This is a genomic window from Nitratidesulfovibrio vulgaris str. Hildenborough, assembly GCF_000195755.1.
Lineage (GTDB): Bacteria > Desulfobacterota > Desulfovibrionia > Desulfovibrionales > Desulfovibrionaceae > Nitratidesulfovibrio > Nitratidesulfovibrio vulgaris.
Window position 1 is genome coordinate 2502872 of record NC_002937.3, and the last position, 22775, is coordinate 2525646.

General features: G+C 65.1%; 17 protein-coding genes. 6 read left to right on the plus strand and 11 right to left on the minus strand.

Features of this window, described 5'->3' with window-relative positions; all coding sequences use genetic code 11:
* Nucleotides 1-79: 79 nt before the first annotated feature.
* From DVU_RS11245 to DVU_RS11285, 9 genes are all read right to left on the minus strand, one after another.
* A complete protein-coding gene (locus DVU_RS11245; protein ID WP_010939671.1) occupies nucleotides 80-967 on the minus strand; it encodes an FAD/NAD(P)-binding protein in 888 nt (295 codons plus the stop codon).
* A complete protein-coding gene (locus DVU_RS11250; protein ID WP_041722705.1) occupies nucleotides 960-2039 on the minus strand; it encodes a 4Fe-4S dicluster domain-containing protein in 1080 nt (359 codons plus the stop codon). Before DVU_RS11250 ends, DVU_RS11245 begins: the two co-directional genes overlap by 8 nt.
* Nucleotides 2039-3523: a hydrogenase iron-sulfur subunit gene (locus DVU_RS11255; protein ID WP_010939673.1), complete on the minus strand. Its 1485-nt coding sequence runs from the start codon at nucleotides 3521-3523 to the stop codon at nucleotides 2039-2041. The genes DVU_RS11250 and DVU_RS11255 overlap by 1 nt, the downstream gene beginning before the upstream one ends.
* Nucleotides 3511-5469, minus strand: a complete 1959-nt coding sequence (locus DVU_RS11260; protein WP_010939674.1) for a CoB--CoM heterodisulfide reductase iron-sulfur subunit A family protein — start codon at nucleotides 5467-5469, stop codon at nucleotides 3511-3513. Before DVU_RS11260 ends, DVU_RS11255 begins: the two co-directional genes overlap by 13 nt.
* Complete coding sequence (locus tag DVU_RS11265; RefSeq protein WP_010939675.1) at nucleotides 5466-6470, minus strand: CoB--CoM heterodisulfide reductase iron-sulfur subunit B family protein; 1005 nt, start codon at nucleotides 6468-6470, stop codon at nucleotides 5466-5468. Before DVU_RS11265 ends, DVU_RS11260 begins: the two co-directional genes overlap by 4 nt.
* Entirely contained in the window at nucleotides 6467-7027 is a 561-nt protein-coding gene (locus DVU_RS11270) for a 4Fe-4S dicluster domain-containing protein (protein ID WP_010939676.1), read from the minus strand. Before DVU_RS11270 ends, DVU_RS11265 begins: the two co-directional genes overlap by 4 nt.
* A gap of 227 nt (nucleotides 7028-7254) precedes the next feature.
* Nucleotides 7255-8436 (minus strand): iron-containing alcohol dehydrogenase, encoded by a 1182-nt coding sequence (locus DVU_RS11275; protein WP_010939677.1) that lies wholly within the window; start codon nucleotides 8434-8436, stop codon nucleotides 7255-7257.
* A gap of 584 nt (nucleotides 8437-9020) precedes the next feature.
* Nucleotides 9021-9521: a methyltransferase family protein gene (locus DVU_RS11280; RefSeq protein WP_010939679.1), complete on the minus strand. Its 501-nt coding sequence runs from the start codon at nucleotides 9519-9521 to the stop codon at nucleotides 9021-9023.
* Between the two features lie 354 nt (nucleotides 9522-9875).
* Entirely contained in the window at nucleotides 9876-10667 is a 792-nt protein-coding gene (locus DVU_RS11285) for a transporter substrate-binding domain-containing protein (protein WP_014524513.1), read from the minus strand.
* A gap of 276 nt (nucleotides 10668-10943) precedes the next feature.
* Between DVU_RS11285 and DVU_RS11290 the strand changes: the two genes are divergently transcribed.
* Both DVU_RS11290 and DVU_RS11295 read left to right on the plus strand, forming a co-directional pair.
* Nucleotides 10944-11660, plus strand: coding sequence for a superoxide dismutase (locus DVU_RS11290; protein WP_014524514.1), 717 nt, complete (start codon nucleotides 10944-10946; stop codon nucleotides 11658-11660).
* A 183-nt stretch (nucleotides 11661-11843) separates the two neighbouring features.
* Nucleotides 11844-12260, plus strand: coding sequence for an EF-hand domain-containing protein (locus DVU_RS11295; protein ID WP_010939683.1), 417 nt, complete (start codon nucleotides 11844-11846; stop codon nucleotides 12258-12260).
* Between the two features lie 341 nt (nucleotides 12261-12601).
* Here DVU_RS11295 and DVU_RS11300 read toward each other — a convergent pair whose 3' ends face one another.
* Nucleotides 12602-15607, minus strand: a complete 3006-nt coding sequence (locus DVU_RS11300) for an ATP-binding protein (RefSeq protein ID WP_164928138.1) — start codon at nucleotides 15605-15607, stop codon at nucleotides 12602-12604.
* Between the two features lie 115 nt (nucleotides 15608-15722).
* Between DVU_RS11300 and DVU_RS11305 the strand changes: the two genes are divergently transcribed.
* Nucleotides 15723-17765: a YgiQ family radical SAM protein gene (locus DVU_RS11305; protein ID WP_010939685.1), complete on the plus strand. Its 2043-nt coding sequence runs from the start codon at nucleotides 15723-15725 to the stop codon at nucleotides 17763-17765.
* 194 nt (nucleotides 17766-17959) lie between these two features.
* Here the strand turns inward: DVU_RS11305 and DVU_RS11310 are convergent, their stop codons facing one another.
* Complete coding sequence (locus tag DVU_RS11310; RefSeq protein WP_010939686.1) at nucleotides 17960-19720, minus strand: hypothetical protein; 1761 nt, start codon at nucleotides 19718-19720, stop codon at nucleotides 17960-17962.
* Nucleotides 19721-20072: 352 nt separating this feature from the next.
* Between DVU_RS11310 and DVU_RS11315 the strand changes: the two genes are divergently transcribed.
* The 3 genes from DVU_RS11315 to DVU_RS11325 all read left to right on the plus strand — a co-directional run bounded on the left by DVU_RS11315 (nucleotide 20073) and on the right by DVU_RS11325 (nucleotide 22530).
* Complete coding sequence (locus tag DVU_RS11315) at nucleotides 20073-21500, plus strand: DNA integrity scanning protein DisA nucleotide-binding domain protein (protein WP_011791846.1); 1428 nt, start codon at nucleotides 20073-20075, stop codon at nucleotides 21498-21500.
* Between the two features lie 329 nt (nucleotides 21501-21829).
* Nucleotides 21830-22312 (plus strand): EVE domain-containing protein, encoded by a 483-nt coding sequence (locus tag DVU_RS11320; RefSeq protein WP_010939688.1) that lies wholly within the window; start codon nucleotides 21830-21832, stop codon nucleotides 22310-22312.
* Entirely contained in the window at nucleotides 22309-22530 is a 222-nt protein-coding gene (locus DVU_RS11325) for a SlyX family protein (protein ID WP_010939689.1), read from the plus strand. Before DVU_RS11320 ends, DVU_RS11325 begins: the two co-directional genes overlap by 4 nt.
* Nucleotides 22531-22775: the final 245 nt, after the last annotated feature.

Here is a 22775-nt window from a genome sequence, read left to right on the forward strand (position 1 = left end):
GGCCGGCGTCGATGCCCGCCGCCAGATTACGGCGAGCGCCGGATGGCAGACGGCAGCAGGGGACAGCCCTGCATCGCGGCTACAACTCGTTGGGCAGTTCCTTCAACTCGGCATAGGAGAACACCGGCCCGTCGACACACACGTACTTGGTGCCGATGTTGCAACGCCCGCAGATGCCGATGCCGCACTTCATGCGCCGCTCCAGCGTGGTGATGATCTGTTCGTCGGCGAAATGCAGCTTCTTCAGCGCCTCCACCGTGAACTTGATCATGATGGGGGGGCCGCACAACACGGCCACGCTGTTGGCGTTGGACGGCGCGAGGTCGAGCAGCACGTGGGGAATCAGCCCCGCCCGGTGCGGCCAGTCGTCCGGTGCCTGGTCCACGGTGAGCGTGGTGTTCATGTCGCTACGGCCAAGCCAGTCCTGCACATCGTCGCGGAAGGCCATGTCGCCGGGGGTGCGTGCCCCGTACAGCAGCGTGATGTTGCCGTAGTCGGCGCGGTTGTCCAGCATGTACAGCAGCAGCGTCCGCAGCGGCGCCATGCCGATGCCACCGCCCACGAACACGATGTCCTTGCCGCGCATGTCCTCGAAGGGGAACCAGTTGCCCAGCGGGGCGCGAACGCCCACCTTGTCCCCGGGTTTCAGGCCATGCAGGGCCGCCGTCACCTCGCCAGCGCGCATGATGCTGAACTGGAGATAGTCCATGCGGGTGGGCGGCGAGTTGATGACGAAGGTGGATTCGCCAACGCCGAAGAGCGAAAGCTGCCCCACCTGACCGGGGTTGAAACGGAAGGCGTCCATGCGTGCCGCATCGTCGATGCGTACGCGCAAGGTCTTGATGGCCGGGGTCTCCTGCACGGTCTCAAGCACCGTGGCCACATCGGGCAGATAGGGGTTGTCGGTGAACCCCGACCCGAGTGTGGTCACATGCGCGCCCGCTTCAGGGGTGATGGCGTCAGGCATTGGGGGTCTCCTCGCTGGGTTCGGTGGCGCGCACCACCATCTCGCGGATGTCTACGGACACGGGGCAACCGGTGATGCAGCGGCCGCAGCCGTTGCATGAGACGATGCCCTCGTGCAGGTCGGGATAGTACGAGAACTTGTGGCCCACGCGGTTACGCAGGCGCAGGGCCTTGCCCATGCGCGGGTTGTGACCGCTGGCCTCACGGGTGAACAGCGACGACATGCAGTTGTCCCAGCTGCGCAGCCGTCTGCCGCGCATGCCGTCTCCGCCGTCGTTCTCGTCGGTGATGTTGAAGCAGTAGCAGGTGGGGCACAGATAGGTGCATGCCCCGCACGCCAGACACTTGTCGGACATGGCGCGCCAGAAGCCCGAATCGTCGAAGCGCTCGCGCAGACGCCGGGGGGTGGTCGAGAGGTCGGGGGCGGGATTCTGCGCCTCAAGGGCAGACAGCGTGGCCGTGTGCACGGCCTCTGCCGCCATCACACGGTCGGCCCCCGCTTCGGGCAGGCTTGCGCCCTCAAGGACTTCCTGACCGCGCGGCGTGACGGCCTGCGCCACGAATCCGCCTTCCACAGGGGTCATCAGGATGTCCGACCCCGTGGTATCGGCAGGGCCGCACCCCGTCCAGTGGCAGAAGCAGGTCGAACAGGGCTTGGCACATGCCAGCGTGACGACCACCGTGGCGTCCCGCCGCGCCGCGTAGTACGGGTCGCGGTGAGGGCCGTTCAGGTACACCCGGTCGAAGATGTGGAAGCCGCGCGCGTCGCACGGGCGACCACCGAATATCAGTGCCGGGGGGATGTCCGCCGTGGCGTCGAGACGCACCGTGGTGTGACCGGGGTCGTTGGGGTCTTTCTCGCGAATGAAGGCGAACAGCCGCTCACTCTGCGGGAAGATGATCCCCTTGGGCGGTACGGTGGCGCGGGCCAGCAAAGGTTCCTCACCCTCCGCACGGGGACGGAAGACGACGGCGTCGGCCTCCCTGCGGGGCGCATAGGCCACGCGACCGCGGGCCATGAGGTCGAGGGCGCGGGCAAGTTCACCACGCGCGATGTAACGTGCGAAGCTCATCACAGCCCATGCTCCTTGATGTTCTTTTCTTCCACGGCGAACGACAGCAGCGGCGGCACCGCCTCCACGTCCATGCCCGCCCGGTAGTCGAACAGGTCACGCACCGAACGGTTCATCCACTGCTTCAGGGCCAGAACGGGGATGTTCACCGGGCATGCCCGCTGGCATTCGCCGCATTCGGTGCAGCGCCCGGCGAGATGCAGGGCGTGGATGATCTGGAACTGGAGCTTCTCGCGCACGTTGCCTTCCTGCGTCGTCCAGTGGGGGTCGCGGCTTTCGCCGATGCACTGGTCACGACACACGCACATGGGACAGGCGTTGCGGCAGGCGTAGCAGCGCAGGCAGCGCTCCATCTGACCGCGCCAGAAGCCGCGCCGCTGTTCGGGCGTCATGGCGTCCAGCGCATCCAGACCGGGCGGAGCCGCCGGAGGTGCTCCGGCAGGGGTTGATGCGACACCCTCCACCACTTCGCCCAGCAGGGGCGACGGGGTGTCGCAGGTGCGGCATTTCTCGGCCACCACATCGGCAAGTTTCAGCTGCGCGGGGGTAGCCCCCGTCACGGTCAGCACGTCGCCCTCCACCGACATCGATGCGGGCGCGGTGCCGGCATGGTCGCCGCCATCGTCGGTCCCCAGTGCCTTCTGCACCTGCGTCACGTCGACCACGCCCTCGCAGGGCATACCGAAGACCCGGACATTGTCGGGTTCGATGAGCTTCTCCTGCAGCAGTTCGATGACCGACCGGCTGTCGCAGCCCTTCACCACCACCCCCACCTTGCGGTTCTTGAACTGCGGCAGGTAGGTGGCGAGGTTATGTACGTTGAGCGGCCCCCAAGTGAGCTTGTCCACGTCTTCCGGCTTGCGCATGAAGAGCGGCGTGGCGTGCAGGGCGTCGTACCCCTGTTGCCAGCCGATGACGCAATCGAGTTCGGGCAGGGCGGCACGTATCCGTTCGCGCAGACGCTCAAGCGACTGGGCGAGAGAACCCGCAGGCGGATACGCCAGAGGACGCAGCGGGGCACGCAACGCATCCCCCGCCGCTGCGAGGGGCAGGTACGGCACGGCATCTTCGATATGCGGGGCGTGCCCAAGCTGATGCACCTTCTCCACGAAGGTCGACACCACGTTCTTCCAGCGTTGCCCTTCCGATGCCGACACCCACGTGTACTGGAACCGTTCCGGGTCGATGCCGAGGGCGGGCAGGAAGGACTTGAGCGTCTCAAGCCGACGCCGTGCGTAGAAGTTGCCGTGGCTGTAGTGACAGTCGCGCGGATGACAGCCGGAGACGAGCACTCCGTCCGCACCGCTGATCAAGGCCTTGATGATGAAGAGCGGATCGACGCGCCCCGAACAGGGCACGCGCACGATACGCAGGTCGGTGGGCTGCGAGAAGCGGCCCACCCCGGCGGTGTCGGCACCGCCGTACGAACACCAGTTGCACAGGAACCCTACGACGCGGAGTTCCTTCCCCTTCAGGACAGGCATAGTGCGTTGACCTCCGCGAGAATCTGATTGTCGGTGAAGTGCTGAAGCTGGATGGCCCCCTGCGGGCAGGTGACCGTGCAGATACCGCAGCCCTGACACACGGTCTCGATGACGCGGGCCTTGGTCTCGCCGCGCAGTTCCATCCATTCGATGGCACCGTAGGGGCAGGTGGTGATGCACTTGCCACAGCCGATGCAGCGACGCACGTCGACCTGCGATATCTGCGGGTCGCTCTCGAGCTTTCCGCGCGCGAACAGTCCGAGCACCTTGGACGCTGCGGCACTGCCCTGCGCCACCGAGGACGGGATGTCCTTGGGCCCCTGACACGAACCGGCGAGGTAGACACCTGCGGTGTTGGTCTCCACAGGGCGCAGCTTGCAATGGCTTTCCATGAAGAAACCATAGTTGTCGTAGGAGATGCGCAGCTTTTCGGCGAGTTGCGGCGCACCGCGCGAGGACTCGGCACCGACTGCCAGCACCACGAGGTCGGCGGGCACCTCCACCTGCTCACCCATCAGCGTATCCACACCGCGCACCAGATACGTATCGCCCTGCGGGACGATCATGGAGACCCGGCCGCGCACGTACTGCACGCCGTACTCCTCCATGGCCCGACGGGTGAACTCCTCGTACATCTTCCCCGGTGCACGGATGTCCATGTAGAAGACATAGCTGCGCGAATCGGGGATGTGGTCCTTGGTCAGCACCGCCTGCTTGGCGGTGTACATGCAGCAGAAACCGCTGCAATACGGACGGTCCACCGAACGGTCGCGCGACCCCACGCACTGGATGAACACCACGGTCTTCGGTTCCCTGCCGTCCGAGGGACGACGCACATGCCCGCCCGTGGGGCCGGATGCCGAGAGCAGCCGTTCGTACTGGAGCGAGGTGATGACGTCGGGATACCGGCCGCCGCCGTACTCCGCATAGCGGGTATGGTCGAAGAGGTCGTAGCCGGTGGCGGTGACGATGGCACCCACGTCCTCCACGACAATCTCATCCTCCATGTCGTAGCGGATGGCACCGGTGGGGCACATCTTGGCGCACACACCGCATTTGCCCTTCACGAACTGGCGGCACGCCGTGGGGTCGATGATCGCCTTCTTGGGAATGGCCTGCGGAAAGGGGATGTTGATGGCGGTGGTGACGCCCACATGCTCGTTGAAGGCGTCGGGAGACTTGCGGCTGGGGCATTTCTCCATGCACAGGCCGCAGCCGGTGCACAGGTCCCAGTCCACATAGGTGGCCTTGCGCCGGATGTTCACCGTGAAGTTGCCCACATAGCCGCTTATGCTCTCGACCTCGGCATGGGCGTACAGGCGGATGTTGGGATGCTGCGCCACGTCCACCATCTTGGGGCCGAGGATGCAACTCGAACAGTCCACGGTGGGGAAGGTCTTGTCGAGTTTCGCCATCTTGCCGCCGATGGTCGATTCACGCTCGACGAGCACCACCTCGACGCCGCCGTCGGCACAGTCGAGGGCCGCCTGAATGCCCGCCACGCCGCCACCGATGACGAGCACGCGCTTCGTCACGTCGAACGACTTGGGGTAGAGGGGCGCGTTGAGGCGCAGCTTCTCCACCGCCATGCGGACGAGTTCAGCGGCCTTGTTGCTGTTGGCCTCACGGTCCTTGCCTATCCACGAGACATGCTCGCGGATGTTGGCCATTTCGAACATGTAGCGGTTGAGCCCTGCCCTCTCCACCGTGCGGCGGAAGGTGGGTTCGTGCATCCGTGGTGTGCACGACGCCACCACCACGCCATCCAGCGCATGCTCGCGGATGGCGTCGACGATGGCGGCCTGCCCCGGTTCGGAGCATGCGTACATGGTGTCCGAGGCGAAGACCACATCCGGGTAGGCACGTGCGACGTCGGCCACACCGGGCACGTCCACGGTGCCGCCGATGTTGCTGCCGCAGTGACAGACGAAAACACCTATTCTCATGCCCTGCCCCCTTCGGCCCGTCCGGCCTCGTCTGGCCCGTCCTGCCCGGCGGCAGCGGATGCCCTGACCGTCGTCGCCTTGCCGGAACGTACGGCAGCGGCCTTTTCAGCCTCGCGCGCCGCAAGGGCCTGTTCTGCACGGCGGAAGGCGATGGCCGGGTCGACACACAGCTGTTCAAGCCCCAGTTCGCTCTCGGGCACCCCAAGGGCACGCCCCAGAAGCTGGGTGAAGTAGAACACCGGCATGTCCATGGCGTGACCACCGGGCCATGTGACCTGCGGCTGGCGCAGGTCGAGGTTCATCTGGCACAGCGGGCAGGCCACGACCACGGCGTGGGCCCCCGCGTCACGCGCGGCCCCGAGCAACCGGCCGGAAAGCCGGGCCACGATGTCGTTACGCGCGACGCCATACGAAGCCCCGCAGCATTCCACCTTGTAGGGATAGGGAACGACCTCCGCCCCAAGCGCGGTGAGCAGGTCGTCCATCGATGTGGGGTTCTCCGGGTCGTCGAAGCGCATCACGTCGGCGGGACGGGTCATGATGCACCCGTAGTACGGGGCGACGCGCAACCCGGCGAGGGGACGGCGCACCTTGGCGCGGATGGCGTCAAGCCCCACGCGCGTGACCAGCATCTCGAGCATGGAGTGGACATCGGGCAGTGTGGCGAGCGCATCGGCGGGCTCGTCGAGAAGGCGCCCCACCGCGGCCCTGAAACCGTCATCGGCCATGCGGTGACGGGCGGTCTTGAGATTCGAGAGACAACTGGGACATGGGGTGGCCACGGCCTCGCAGCCCGCACGGGCGGCCCCCACGAGATTGCGCGCCGAGAGTGCGCCGGACAGCGTATGATCCAGCGCGTGGGCCGGGGTCGAGCCACAGCAACTCCAGTCGGGAATCTCCGTAAGCGCCACCCCCAGCGCCGCGCAGACGGCACGGGTGGACCGTTCGTACTCGCGCGAGGTGCCAAGGCCGGAACAGCCGGGATAGTAGGCGAGATTCATCGCGTCCTCTCCTCCTCGAAGCGCTGGAAGATGCGGGCGATCTCGTCCCGTCCCCTGATGCCGTGCGGCAGGGGCGACAGCTTGCCCTTGGGGGCGATGCGCGGCAGCAGGTCGATATCCGTCAGCACACGCCCGGTGCGGGCCACATAGTTGGCCACGACCCCGAGTTCATAGACCCGCCCGTGTTTGCGTACCGAAGCCAGAAAGGCGTCCCAGAACGTGGTCACGCATCTCTCGGCGCCCCTGCCCTCACGGCGGGCCATGTGCCGCAGGACGTCCATCACCCTTGCCACGTCGATGTTGTTGGGACAACGGGTCGTACAACTGGAGCAGGACAGGCACAGCCATATGGAACGGCTGTTCAGCACCTTCTCCTTTCTGCCCGCCTGCAGGTTGCGCATGATCTGGCTGACCTGGATGTCATAGGCGAACCCACACGGACACCCCGCCGTACAGTTGCCGCACTGGTAGCAGTGCGAAAGATCCTGCCCGCTCTCTTCCATCACCGCATGGATGAAGGATTCGTCGCGGGCAGTCTCAAGGTTGGTCACGTCCATGTCGTTTCCCGGCACGTTGCGGTTGCGCGCCCCGGATAACGCTGCGGGAAGGGTCTGGAGTCCACCTTCCCGCAGCTTCCGGAAGCACAAGTAGGGACATTGCCAAAACCGGTCTGGGCCGATGCGTTCACTCCGCTAGCGGAGAGGGCGGTGAATCTTCACGCCACCGTGAGGTGGTGTAACGCCGCTACTGGCAGACGACCCACGCCCGGTTCTGTCTGTACTCCTTACAGGGCCGCTTCGTAAATGGCTGCGACGTCAGCATCCGTCGGACAACGCGGATTGGTCAGGCCGCAGGCGTCCTTCTGCGCGTTCTTGGTCATGATGGCGATGTCGGCGGCCTTGACGTCCTTGCCGTAACGCTTGCCAAGCGCCACCAGACCGGCGGGGATGCCCACATCGGTGGACAGGCACTTGATGGCGCTGATGGCCCTTTCGGCGGCTTCACGCGTGGACAGACCGGCGATGTTCTCGCCCATCAGCTGTGCGATGCGGGCGTAGCGGTCAAGCTTGGCGATGAGGTTGAACTTGGAGACGTGGGGCAGCAGGATGGCGTTGCACTCGCCGTGCGGCAGGTCGTAGAAACCGCCAAGCTGGTGCGCCATGGCATGGACATGGCCGAGGCTGGCATTGTTGAAGGCCATGCCGGCAAGGTACTGCGCGAAGCACATGCGTTCGCGGGCCTCGAGGTCCTGACCGTTGGCAACGGCACGGCGCAGGAAGGTGGCGATGAGCGTGATGGCCTGTTCTGCGCAGGCGTCGGTCATGGGGGTGGCGATGGTGGAGACGTAGGCTTCCACGGCGTGGGTCAGGGCGTCCATGCCGGTGGCCGCGGTGAGTGCGGGGGGCATTCCGAGCATCAGCAGGGGGTCGTCGAGGGCGATGTTCGGGGTCACGCGCCAGTCGACGATGGCCATCTTCACCTTGCGGCTGGTGTCGGTGATGATGCAGAAGCGGGTCATCTCCGAAGCGGTGCCTGCCGTGGTGTTGACCGCAAGGTAGGGGGGCATGCGCTGGGTCGACTTGTCCACGCCTTCGAAGTCGTGAATCTTGCCGCCGTTGGCGACGACGAGGCCGATGCCCTTGCCACAGTCGTGCGAGCTGCCGCCACCGAGGGTGATGAGGCTGTCGCACTTGTTCTTCTTGTAGACGTCGACACCCTTGTGGACGTTGTCGTCCGTGGGGTTGGGGATGGTCTCGTCATACACGCTGTAGGCCATCTTCGCGGCGTCGAGAAGGTCGGTTATCTGCTTCAGGATGCCAGCCTTGACGATGCCCATGTCGGTGACGATGAGCGGCTTCGACCCGCCAAGCGCCTTGATCTTTTCAGGAATGGCCTTGGAGGCACCGATGCCGATGAGGGTCACCCGGGGAATGAAGAAACCGTAGACCTGTTCCTGTACTGCCATGACTGCCTACCTCGCTGAGTTGGGGTTAGCGATGTCATCGCGGAGTACGACTACCCCGCGAACATTCTTCACCATCATCTAAGCAAGGAAGGGGCCAAACACTGTTTTCCATGAAATACATACAGTTATACATTAGTATAACATGATTCGCTGTATCCTTCGGGGCATGGGCCACCCTGCCGGTGTTTCTTTTCAGGCGACAGGCAGCCCACACGACACTCACGAAACAAAAAAAGACCATGATGACAATACGTTGTCATGACATGGTCAAAATGATGCACCAGCAGAGACCGTTTGGGTCGAAATGCCACATATGCCAGAAAAAACATAGATGGCTGGACAAAACACCCCGGACGAGTCTCGCGAAGCCCGCAACCACACGCGTGCACAACCATGGCCATGCAAGCTTGTGAAGGCATGGGAGACCACACGGTGCCGTCATTCAGCCGAAACAACTCGTCCGGACCACTCGGCCGGAACAACGCGGCTGGCACCGTCCCTCCCCGATACCGTCACCGGTCTATGCGCAACAGCGGCGACTCAAGGGGCACCGTGAAGAGGGCTTCAGCCCTGAAGCATGGATACTAGTCACGCGCGCGCCGTCCGGGGTCGGGCACGAGACGTCCCACGCGCACGGTATACCTGCGCCATGCCTCACCGTATCTGGCTAGCATGATGGCCTCGTCTGCGACCACGGCGTCGCGGAACACGGCCCACGCCGTCACAGGCCCGGCAAGCATGAGCCACGACCCGGCAAGCAGTGCCACCCCCGGCAGGATGCCGAAAATCCACCCTGCCTCCATGGGATTGCGCGTATAGCGGTACAGGCCTTCACTCGGGAACGTCCCGTCACGGATGGAACGGCGCACCTCATGGCGTGCCTGCCTGATACAGACGCCCCCCGCGACAAAGAGCAGGCAGCCCAGGACAAACCATACATATCGGGGCAACAGCCCCAGACTGAACAGGTCCGGTGCCCATACCGTGCACACCGCCCCTGCCGCTTCGACCAGAAGCGCAGGCAGCAGCACCCGAGCACTCACACCCCAGAACGGCCCGTGTAGCAATCCGGCATCACTGGACATGGCGTTCTCCTTCGGTAGAGGGATTGCGCTTCCACTTTACGCCACACCTGCCACGGGGTGAAGAAAAAAACGTGCAATGCCGGAAGATGGCAGGGGGCATGACGCCGCATGGTGCGACATCATCCCCTCCGTCATGTCGCCGGGGTGCCGTACACATGCATGATGACCGATGCATGAAGCAGCCTACGGACAGAAAGATGTCAGACGCTGCGTGGGCGCAGGGTGCATCCCATACGGCCCCCTCTGCGCAGGACGAGGTAAAACCCAACCACGGAACCCAACCACGGGCCTTGGCATCTGATACCGCCCTTCGAGCGTGGCTTCCCTCACCGGCGACAGCTGCGAGACGGTCGTTCAGCGGTCGACTCTACTCTCTGCGGCGTCATAACGCTCCATGAGTGCTTTATACGACCCGTCGGCTATCATGGCCGCGAGTCCTGCATCGAAGGCCCGGATGATGTCCTGCGCACCGGGGTTGTCCGGGTAGGCGACGACGTAAAGGTCATTGGTCACAAGAGGAGGCTCGATGAACGCCACCTGTCCGGCAAGGTCTGCCGGCAACTGTTCCAGTTGCGTCCGGGCCACGAGTTCGTCTTCGATGATGAGGTCGACTCTGCCGGAAACGAGCTTGCGTACGTTATCCTTGAAGTTGGTCACCTCCTCACGCCTGATGGAGGTGTCGGCCATGAACGCATCGGTATAGCCATAGCCCCTTATCGTCCCCACGGTCTTGCCCTTCAGACTCTCCTGTCCCGCAAAGACGAAGCTTTCTCCGGCACGCTGCATGAAGAGCAGTCTGTTACGCGCAAAAGGTCGGCTGAACAGGTAGCGCTTTGCCCGTGCCTCCGTGCGCCAGCAATTGATGAGCAGGTCCACCCCGCCGCGTTCAAGGCGTTGTTCGGCCCGCACCCATGGCAGATAGACCATGGTCACGGTGTAGCCCGACCGCCCCAGTGCCAGTGACAGGATTTCAAGCGTGAGCCCATGGGCGGGGTGTGCCGGGTCGGCATAGGGCGGCCACGGGTCGGCGGTGGCGATGACGGGACGTGAGGTCGATTCCGCCCGCGAAGCGTCCGTACCGAATCCCATGACCGAAAGGCCAGACACCATAAGGGCCAGCAAACCTATACGAAAGCAGTTCTTCACCTGCCCTCCCCCGGTGTCCATGTTCCCCCGGACGATCAAGACATGCAACGCTGCTGCCGGTGCAACAGGCACATCATGTCCATTGTGCCCACATCACAGCAGGTATGCAACGCCCCCCTGGCAGATTCCCGTCTGAACATGTGCCGGGGGGCTTCTCCCCCGTATTGCACCGTGAGGATACCGTGCTATGCTGAACGGAATCCACCCCGATATCCTGTGGATGCCACATCTCCCATTTTCAACCCGGGGCATCCGCGTCCCGGAAAGGAGAAAGCCATGCCTTGCAACGTCACGCGTCGTTCCTTCATGGGCCTGTGCGCCGCAGCCGCCGTCGTCACGCTTGGAGTACCCTTCTTCGGGGCACGAGTCGCACACGCCGCAGGTGAGGCTGAAGCCTTTCCCATGCCGCCCCTGCCCTATCCCGACACGGCCCTCGAACCGGCCATAAGCGCCCGTACCATTTCGTTCCATTACGGCAAGCATACGGCGGCCTACTACGCCAACCTCAACAAGGCCGTGGCGGGCACTCCGATGGCGACCATGAGACTCGAAGACGTGGTGAAGTCGGTGGCGGGCGACCCTGCCAAGGCGGGTCTGTTCAACAACGCCGCGCAATCGTGGAACCACACCTTCTACTGGGCAGGCATGAAACCGGGAGGCGGAGGGACACCCCCCGCCAAGGTGGCAGATGCCCTGAAGGCATCGTTCGGTTCTGTGGAAGCCTGTATGGAGCAGCTGTCTGAAGCGGCGAAAACCCAGTTCGCCAGCGGATGGGCATGGTTGGCCAAGGGAACCGAGAACGGCAAGCCGGTGCTCAAGGTCATGAAGACGGGCAATGCAGACAACCCGATGACGCAGGGCCTCACCCCCGTGCTGACCATCGACGTATGGGAGCACGCCTACTATCTCGACTACCAGAACAAGCGCCCCGACTACGTGAAGGCGTTCTTCGAGAAACTCGTGAACTGGGACGAGGTGGCAACACGCCTCTAGACTCGGCCTTCCGGCGAGGGGCGCGCATCCCCCGATGTCCGCCCTCATCGCGCCCATCGACATGTGAAGACGGCCGACAGCCCCTGTTCGAAGTCGCGCTTCGGCCCGCACATAGCCTTCACACTCCCGGCCTTTGCTGGTATGTGCAGGCGACGCGCCATCGCGCGAATCACAGGAGGACCGATGAAACGCATGCTCCTTACGGCGGCCATCATTCTTGCAGCCGCCACCTCCGCACAGGCAGACGACAAGTTCGGCACCATGGATACAGACGGAAACGGCGTAGTAAGCTGGGAGGAATTCCAGAAGGCCTATCCGCAGATGCGCAAACCCGCCTTTGACGCCGTGGACACGGACGGCGACGGTTCCATGACCCACGACGAGTGGCACGGCTTCAGGTCACGCCACGGCGAAGGGGGCAAAGGCATGGGAGGCAAGTCCATGGAAGGCATGATGCAGGGAATGCCCCCCGGCAACATGCCGCCATCCGGCATGCCGCCTTCGGGAATGCCCTTGGTGATGCCCCCCAAGGCCGGAGAGAAGACCGGTGACACCCCCTCTCCCCAGACCATGCCGATGGTCGCCCCCCCGAAGAAGTAGTAACCAGCCCCGCACCGGCAACCGCATCAGTCAACACGAGAAGGGGACACCGTACGGTGTCCCCTTCTCGTGTTCGTCATGAACCACGTCGCAGGCGTGTGCCGCCTGCACCGGTTCTCTGGAAAGACATGAAAAACGAGGCGGTACGGAACAAAACAGGACTCCGGTCGGGCCTGTCTCCTGATGTCTCCTCGTCCGTACACGCGCACGCGCAGGGATGCCGCCACAGCCTGCCTCAGGTTCCCCCTGCCCGCACCGGACACACACTGGCGGACCAGACGGAAGGTCGGTGGCAGCGCGGCATCTCGACTATCGTCAGTCAGCCGCGTGGCTGACGGCTTTCAGTCCTCGGATAGTGCGGGGACGAGTTTGCGCAGGTCGTGCTCAAGCTGGTTGAGGGCATCGGCGAGAAGCATGAAGACCGGGCGCGCGTCTTCGGTCGCCCCGATGCGAACCCTGTCCTCGAGCCGTTCAGCCAGCACCTGCAGGCGCAAGGCGCCGATTCCCTCGGCCTCATGACGCAGAAGATGCGCCAGCGAGGCAAGTTCGACGCGGCTTCCCCTGTCCATGGCCGACCACAGGCTCTCACGCAGACTGGGAACCTGCCGCACGAACCGCATCTGGGCATCGGGGGCGGTCAGCAGCAATGCCCCCGGCTGCAACAGGGGGACGTCTTCCGGCAATGCCACACGCTCGGATGCAGGCTGCCCGGCATCGGCACCTGCAAGATGCTCGACGGCTTCACACAGGGCTCGCCCCTTGACAGGCCGTGACAGCAACGCATGGGGAGCGGCCAGAGGTTCCACCGATTCGGGCAGGAACGTATCGCCATCGCAGATGAACACCAGGGGCAAGGCCGCCCTGTTCGCGCCATATCCCCCCTGACGGAGGGACTCGCAAAAAGCCCACGCACCGGGAGTCGCCTCGACCACGACAGCATCATGGCGTTCTGCCACCAGCACTTCAGCGGCCTCTGACAATGCCGACAGGGCCGTCACTGCATGCCCGCGTCTGCCGAGGCTCTTGACCATGGCCCTGCGGCACAGGGGGTCCGACTCGACGACGAGAATCCGCAAGGGTGCCGCCTCTAGCCGTCTGTCACCCGCCCCGCGCCCTTCCGGGCGTCTTCCGGTACCAGAAGGGGCATCAGGAGTGGCAACGCAAGCGACCTCGCAGATGCCATCCCGCGCCGCACCCTCTGAAGCGAAAGGCACATCACACCAGAATTCGCTGCCCTTGCCCGGTTCGCTTCGCAGTTCAAGCCTGCCGCCCATCATCTCCACCAGCCTGCGAGAGATGGCGAGCCCCAGCCCTGTTCCTCCGAAGCGACGCGCCGTGCTTTCATCGGCCTGCACGAACGATTCGAAGATGCACGCCTGCCTGTCCGGCGGGATGCCGATGCCCGTGTCCGTCACCGTGAACCGCAATCCGCGCACACCGCCATTGCCCCCCTTGAGGATACCCCCCCCTGTGTCGGTGGAACAGATGCAAGGGGTGACCGTGAGGCTCACGCCCCCTTCGTCGGTGAACTTCAGCGCGTTGCCCACAAGGTTGAGCAGCACCTGACGAAGCCTTGCCGGGTCGCCGGTCACCGTGGGGGGCACATCGCGGGCGATGTAGAGTTCGAAGTCGAGCCCCTTGCGGTCGGCGACATGGGTCATGAGCCGCACAACCCCCCGCGCAAGCCGCGAGGGAGAGAACTCCACGCTCTCGAGGTGCAACCTTCCGGACTCGACCCGCGACAGGTCGAGCAGGTCGTTGACCACAGCCAGCAGCGCCTCGGCACTATGCAGCACGCCCCGCAGGTTCTCGCCCACGCCTTGGGATATGGGTTCCTGAAGGGTCAGTTCGGTGAGACCGATGATGGCATTGAGCGGCGTGCGTATCTCATGGCTCATGTTGGCGAGAAACACGCTCTTGGCCCGACTCGCCTCTTCGGCCCGCTGGTGCGACGCGGCGAGTTCGGCCTCTGCCCTGTGGCGTTCGAGCGCGGCGCCGAGAATCTCGCTGGCGGTCTGGAGAAAGAGGATGTCGCCCCCCTGCCATGTCCTCTCCGTGCGGGTGTCGTCGAAGCCGACGAAGCCGCACCATACCCCACGGGCAAAGATGGGGAGGACAAGCAGCGAACGTATGCCCTGCGCCTGAAGCACGTCACGCTCCGGCAGCGGCTGGTCTGCGACAGGGCCCACCACGGCGCGCCCCTTGCGGAGTTCATGCAGCCAGTTGGGAGCCTCCGACGCATAGATGATGTTCTGCAGCGCCGGGTTGTCCAGTTCGGGGCGCACACCCGGCGCGCTACTCTCATAGCGCTGCGAGCAGCACAGCCGGCCTTCGGCATCCTCATAGTTCTCGAAGATATAGGCCCTGCAAGCCCCCGCTCCCTGACGCAATGCGCCCAACACCCCCACGAGGGTCGACTCGGAACATGACCGGGAGAGCAACTCGCGTGCACAGGACGACAGCACGTGCTCATAGAGGTAACGCACCTCCATGGCCCTGCGAGCCTTGCGCTTCTCCGACACGTCACGTGCCACCATGATGGCGAGGCGCGGCCCGCCCACGCGGTCGACAAGGCGCGCGCCCACTTCCACGGGCACGAAGGTCCCATCCCGGTGCAGGTAGACCGTCTCGACGTTCTCGAGAACGGCCCCGGCGGCGATGCTGTCCAGAATCTGGCGGCAGCCGTCCGCTGCCATGCTGCGACGTATGCCGCACAGGCCAAGGCCGAGCAGTGTGTCACGGTCGTAGCCCAGCATGGTGCAGGCACCACTGTTCACATCAAGGAAACGGCCTTCTTCGAGGTCGACGAGAAAAATGGCCTCGGCCGAGGCGTCCAGTGCGGCACGAAAGCGCAGAAGGTCCTCCTGCGCCTCACGCATGTCCGTGATGTCGACGGCGAGTTCGTAGCGCACGGGCCTGCCATCGGGCCAGTGGATGCAGCGGTCGATGCAGCGGAACCACCGTCCAAGCCGCGGGTTGCGCCACTCCCATACGACCGGGCGTTCGGGATTGCGTTGCAGTCTGCCCGACGTGCAGAACGGACATGGCGTGTCCCGCCCCTGCAGCAGTTCATAGCATTTTCTGCCCTGCCATGCGCCCACGGCCATCGTCAGCGAGCGGTTGACGAAGAGCAGTTCATGCGTCTGCATATCGCTCACATAGGCGTAGACGAGAGGGGCGTCGGAAGCGGGTGCGATGATTTCGGGTAGCAGGCTGCCAAGGGCCTCACCGGGTGCAGGGCCCTCGAAACGCGCGCACAGGCGCAGCAACCGGTTCTCATCCTCAAGGCGTGCTATGCGTTCGCGCAGGGCCTGTACCTCTGCGGAACCTGCGGCTTCATCCTTCACTTGCGGCCCCGTGCTTTCCGTGCGTTGGTCGTATGTCATCCCGGGCATATTGAGCGATTCGCCCTGCGATGGCAACCTGCTTGCTTCCCACCCTTCGTACACCTATACTGAAGGGATGCAGTCCGACACGCTCCGCTTTCGTACCCCCCTCGCCCAGCCCCGCTTCCTGCCCATGTCGCGTGCCGAGATGCACGCCATAGGGTGGGATGCGCTGGACGTGCTGCTCATCTCCGGCGACGCCTACGTCGACCACCCGACCTTCGCCGCCGCCCTTCTCGGACGCTGGCTGGTGGCCCACGGCTACCGCACGGGCATCGTGGCGCAGCCACGCTGGAACACGCCGGAAGATGTGCTGTGCATGGGCAGGCCCCGACTCTTCGCGGGGATTGCCGCCGGGGCCATCGATTCGATGCTGGCCCACTACACCGCCTTCCGCAAGAAACGCCACGACGACGCCTACACCCCCGGCGGCAAGGCCGGTGCACGTCCCAACAGGGCGGTCATCGTCTATACCAACCTCCTGCGGCAGGCCTTCGCCGGACTTCCGGTCGTCATCGGGGGTATCGAAGCCTCGCTCAGGCGCGCCACACATTACGATTTCTGGACGGACTCGCTACGGCGCTCCATCCTGCTTGACGCCAAGGCCGACCTGCTCGTCTACGGCATGGGCGAATACGCCCTGCGCGAGGCGGCGGCCCGGTACGACGCGGCCATGAACGAAGGTGGGGCCGCCACGGCGGCAGAGGCCCTGCATGGCATCGGCGGTACGGCATGGGTCGGCACGGAGTCAGACATGCCCGAGGGCGCATCAATCATGCGCCTGCCCTCGCACGAGGACATCTCCGCCGATGTACGCCTGCTCATGGAGGCGACCCTCCAGCAGGAACGTCATGTCCATCGCGGCGACGCATGGGCCATCCAGCCTGTGGGGAGTCGCGCCGTGATCATGGCCCCCCCCGCCCCGCCCATGTCCTCTGAAGACCTCGACAGGTTGTACGCGCTCCCCTTCACCCGCGAGGCACATCCCTCATACCGCGAGACCGTGCCCGCCGCGGACATGATACGCACGAGCATCACCACCCACAGGGGATGCGGCGGCGGATGTTCGTTCTGTTCGCTGGCCCTCCATCAGGGACGACGCATCGCCTCGCGCAGCCGTGACTCTGTCCTCGCGGAGGCACGCGACCTCGCTGCCGCTGCGCGAAAGGGCGTCTCCATCAGTGATGTGGGCGGCCCCAGCGCCAACATGTGGCAGGCCCGCTGCACGCTGAACCCCGCCAAATGCCGTCGTGCCAGTTGCATGTTCCCCTCCGTCTGCAAAGGTTTTGCGGTCGACCAGCGCAAGGCAGTGCGGCTGCTTCGGGAAGTGCGCGACACGCCGGGAGTGCGCAACGTACGCGTGGCCAGCGGCGTCCGTTTCGACCTCGCCTTGCGCGAAGGCGAGGCACTGCGCGCCTACACCATGGAATTCACCGGCGGTCAGCTCAAGGTCGCCCCGGAGCACATCTGCGACGAAGTGCTCGAATACATGCGCAAGCCGGGACTTCCGGTCTTCGAGAAGTTCCTTGAGGCCTTCGCGGCCTTCTCCGACGAGGCGGGCAAGGAACAGTATGTGGTACCGTACCTTCTGAGCGCCTTTCCGGGCTGCACCGACGACCACATGCGCACGCTTTCACGCTGGCTTCAGGCGCGGGGCTGGTCGCCGCAGCAGGTACAGTGCTTCATCCCCACACCGGGCACGGTGGCTACCGCCATGTACGCGGCAGGCATCGACCCGGAGGGCAACCCCATCCCCGTGGCCCGCACCGACGCAGAGCGCCTGCGCCAGCACGGCATCCTCATGCCCGACACAGGACGCCCCCCCTCACGTGACGCCGACAACCGCCGCCGGGGCGATGCCAGACAGAGTGAGACTGGACGCGGCAAGGCCGGAACGCGGGACGGACGGCCGCATCGTTCCGACCGTGACACCGGAAATGCCAACAGGCATGACGGTGGACGAAGTGACAGGAGGGGCGGCAGGCGCGATGAAGACAGGCCCGACCGTGGCAGGCGCAACGGGGCGAGGCCGGATGGCGGCGCGAACAGAGGCAGGGCCGACGCCGAAGAGCGCCGGGAGGGCAGGAAGGGGGGCAGCAAGAGGCCGCCCCGCCGCTGACGTTGAACCGCGTGGTGCGGCGCACCGCCGATGCGTCTTTTCCGTCTTCTTGCGTTGCAGAGGCAGCAGGCCTGTGCCGACCGAGTACCATCCAGCGCCCCGAGGACGCCGCAGCCGTGCGAGTGCATGCCATGCAGGCGACATGGTAATCCGGGCTGCGCGATAATCCGGGCTGCGCGATAATCCGGGGCGTCCTAGGTATCCTGCCCGGTGTCCGGCGTCGTGGCGACGCCTGCCCCGGCGGGGTCTCCGCCATCGACAGCAGCGTGCGGGACACTTGTCTCCTTGTGCGGTCTGCGGCCGACCTCGGTCTCCGGCCCCCACGCACGTTCACGACGGCAGGCCCGAAGGGCCGCCTCGCGAAGCGGGGCCACGCCATGCCGCAGCAGGGCCGCCATCACGCTGGCCGGGCCTCCTTCCATCTCGTGGGAACCATCAGCCGCGAGGTCGGGCGTGACCGGCAGCGGCAGCGACGCCCCCAGCATATCCGTGAGGACGGTCTCGGCCACGAGCATGGCGTCCTGCCCTCCCCCCACCGATGGGCGCCCAAGCGCGGCAAGGACCATCCCCCCGGCTTCGGGTGGCAACGCGCCCAGCACCGCCGCCACATGACGCGGGTCGCGCCGGACCAGCGCCGTGCAGACGGCGAAGGTCACCGCCAGCCCGGCCGAAGACAGCACCCGCCCCAGCGCCAACGGCGGAACACCGCCGAAGCCCGTGAACGGCGTGTGAGGACCGCCTGCCATGCCTCCAGCCTGTTCCACCAGCGCCACGACTTCGCGCACCCTTTCCGGTGAGAAGGCACGCATCAGCAACCGCCTTGCCTCCGCTTCGCCTCCTGTCACGAGGGCTTCGACAGCCGTCACCATGGCACCGTCCTGCCGCAGTACCGCCTCGACCTGTTCCGCGAACAGGGGTTCAAGCCCTGCCAGCGCCCTGACGAAGGCCGCCGCCGCACCGGGCGTCATGACTCCCAGCGTCTGCACAGTATGACTTTCACCAAGGGACAGGGTACGTACCACGAACCTCTCGGTGGCTGTGAACACCCGTAACGGTCCACTCCGCCGCGCCATGCGCCGGCGAACCTCTTCGGCCATCTCCGGTGCAAGCAGCGGCAGCAGACGCGTCCGGCGACGGACGGGACATGCCGCCAGCAGCACAGCCCCCAGTTGCGGGTGCGCCCTGTCGATGCGGGCGACGAGGTGTTCATCGGGCAAGGTGAGCAGGGCGTCCACCATCTGCGCCGGGCACTCGGCCTCGATGGGCACCACGTGCAACGACTCATCCTCGAACAGGGGATAGAGGGGGGCAAGCAGCCCGTCAGGGAACCACAGGTGCCAGCATGCCTCTTCGGCACCGCACAGAAGGCGCAACACGGCCTGCCAGCCCCCTCCCTCCCCGAAGGATGTGGCAGATGCGAGTTCGCCCTCCGCCACGGTCTCTATCTCGAAGAACGGCAGAAAGGCCGCCTCGAGGTCAAGCTGGACCGCACGCATGAAATGCCCGCACACCGCCATGACGACCTGCGACGGCGGCCAGCTGGCACACCCCTTCGGCATCCCCCCCGCACCGAGGGCATGGCGGGCCACAGTGTCCACCCACCCCTCATCGACCGCAAGGCAGACGACATCATCGAGGGGAACCACCGCCGCCATATGCCACAACACCCTTCCCGACCGGACGGCGACATCCTGCTGATGCCCAGCGGATTCCGCGTCATGCTGGCATCCGGGCTGTTCATGGAAACCGGAGGGGCGATGCGACACCGACACCACCTCCACGACGCACGGGGTGCCGGTGTAGGCCGAAAGCCGGGTGGCGGCGCCACGGGCGAAGCGCCGCACGATGCGTTCAAGGACAGGCAACCGCTGCGGGGGCGACGGCCCGACCCCTCGCCTACCCGCACGGAAAGGCAGCAACTTGCGCTTGCCCGAAAAGACGGATGACCGTGCCATCACTCCTCCTGAACAGACGATGGACCTGTACGCAGTGTAACCCGGTCAGCCCGTGCGCGCCACTAGATGCGCAACCCCGCGGAAGCCCCGGCCCGGCAGCCCTTCGGGCCGACAAGCCTGGCTCGCCCCGAGGGTTCATCGCCTCCACCATCGTCCGGTGCGAACACTCCGGGCGGGCAGGCTCACCCGATGTACCGGCCAGACACCCGGACGGGCGGGACGACAGTCTCCCCCGGCTTGTCATATACGCATCTTCCGTATATCGCTGGTGAAACATGCAGGGATAACATGCGCCGGACGCCGCGTCCCTGACCAAGCCCGGAGAGGGACACGGAACCTGCGAGGGAGTGTCATGAGCAGGATATACCGCAGCCTATGCCTCGCCCATGCGATGGACGCCCTACGGCAGGGGCTTTCGCACTTTTCGGGTACCAGCCGCGTGGCACTGCTCATGTCCCTGAAACGGGGCGACCATCTTCGCGTCTACGACCCCCAGAACCTGCTGCGAGACCACGAACCGCGCCTGCGCGAGACCATGCTCGACCACATCGACTGGATGCTCACGGGGCCGCCCATGCGAGGTATCTCGCCCCACGAACAGCACCCCCTGCCCGACCCGCAACTGACGGGGCTCATCGCCCATGCCTGCCGTACCCGGCACACGTGGCTTCAGGTCTGGTTCACCGAAGAGCACCCCGGCATGTGCTCCACCGGCCCCACGCGCTGCTGGCTTGAATACGCCGCCAACCAGCTTTCCCTCGACCTCGGCACAGTGGGCAGCCTGCGTGCCGGAGTCTCGGCCTTTCTGCTGCAAGGCTATGCCCTTCACGCCGTACGCGACTGGATTGTCGACCAGCGCAACCGCGCCATGGGACCGGATACGAAGCTGCGTGTCTACCCCACGCTGGACGCGGTGCTGGGCATCTCCCATACCCGCGAGGAAGGCGCATGGCCCGAAGGACGACTCGCCTTCATCGAACCGGCATGGTGTGAGCGACTCGACTACCTCGCCCGGTTTCCGGCGCACGAACGGCCCCTTCTGGCGAACCTGCGCCACTGCCGCAAGATGCTGCAATCCGTCACGGGGTCGGACAGGATTCTCGTCTCTGACGGGGTCTCCATAACCGGCATCACGCGCGAGAAGCTGCCTCCCTGCACCATCGTCGCAGACTACAGGGGGCGGCACGGCTTCCTCTGGCTGGATGCCGAACTTGTATGCAGCTTCTCAGACGGTTCGTTCCACTCTTCCGACCGCCGCCCCAACCTCGTCCACCTCGAAGAATTCCTGTTCGAAGCCCGCTGCACGGCCGAAGAACAGCAGAAACTGCGCCGCGTGGCGTTGCGCATCGTCGAGTGCGCACAAGACCGCAAGCACGGCTGCGCACTCATCATCGACCTCGGAACACCGCCGCGCACTCTGGCGGGGCAGTCGCTGGTCACCCCCGTCGACCTCGATACCGACGAAGGACTGAGCCTTGCCTGTGCGCTGGCGAAGGTCGACGGTGCATTGCACATCAGGCGTGACGGTGCATTGCACGGCTTCGCATGTCTCATGGACGGACTCTCGGTCGCCGGAGAGAACAGGGCGCGCGGTGCACGCTTCAACAGCGCGTTGCGCTTCACCGCCAACAAGGACGACCTCATGGTCATCGTCGTCTCGGCGGACAGACCCGTCTCGGTGATACAGCGCGGCGTCGAACTCACGTCCGCATGCGCGTGGTTGCCACCTTCCACCTTCGCCACGCCACCGCTGCTGGAACACTGGATACAGGGCCCCTGACGCGAAGGCGAGAACCCCGCTTGCAAGACGGACGGGAGAGATGAGGGCAGACACCGGCGAATGGCCTGCAACGCCATACCGGCAGGCCCATACCGGCGAATCCCATGCGCCATGTCCATGCCGCCATCATGCCCCCGCATGTTCAGCGCGTCACCGCAAAGCCTGCGCCTGCGTCGCACTTCAAGGCCACACAGCACACCACTCCGGTCGGTTGCTCTTCCTTGAAGCATCGACACCCGTGGCGCAGCACCGGGTGCTGGCGCTCGTCCGCCCCCTCATGCTAGGGTGCGGCCCATGAGCCGCAACCATACAGACCACAGGAACACGCCATGAACTACTGGCTCTTCAAAAGTGAAACGGACTGCTTCTCCGTGGACGACCTTGCCGCCTCGCCCGACGCCACCTCGTCATGGGATGGCGTTCGCAACTATCAGGCCCGCAACTTCATGCGTACCATGCGCAAGGGCGACCTCGGTTTCTTCTATCACAGCGGAAAGAACCCCGAGATCGCAGGCATTGTCGAGGTCGTGCGCGAAAGCCACCCCGACCACACCGCGTGGGACCCGGAGAACGATCACTACGACCCCGCATCCACTCCCGATGCCCCTCGATGGGACATGGTCGACGTGCGACTGGTACAGCGCTTTGTCACGCCCCTGCCCCGTGCCGCGCTGAAGGGCGTCGCCGGTCTTGAAGGCATGGAACTGCTGAAGAAGGGAAGTCGACTTTCGGTGCAACCCGTCACGCCGGAGGAATTCGCCATCGTGCGGCACCTCGCCGAACAGGCACAGAACACCTCGGAGGGAGCATGAGCAGAAGCGTGGAGGAACGGCTGGCGCGACTTGAGGAGACGCTCTACTTCCAGGACGACACCATCACCCAGTTGAACGAGGTCATCGCCGACCAGCAACGTCAACTCGATGAACTGGAGAAGCGCTGTGCCGCAAGCGAAGACAAGTTGCGCAGCCTCATGCTGCTGCTTTCGGATGATGGCGGAGAGGACAACGGGCCTCCCCCGCACTACCTCTAGGACACCAGACAGACAGATGGCCGCGGCTGACGGCCCTGACAACAGACAGACCTTCGCCACCGGCGGAGGTCTTCCTGTCTCATCTGTCGTCTCTCGGCGAGAGGTCATGCTGGCGTGAGGTATTGCTGCCTTGGAACGATGTGAGGGGCTGAAGCGCCACGCAAGGATGGGGAGGGGCGTTCACTCTCAGCCCGCCCGTCCGGTTGGCGGCCCGACGCACCGTCATGACGTGCGCGACACCGTGT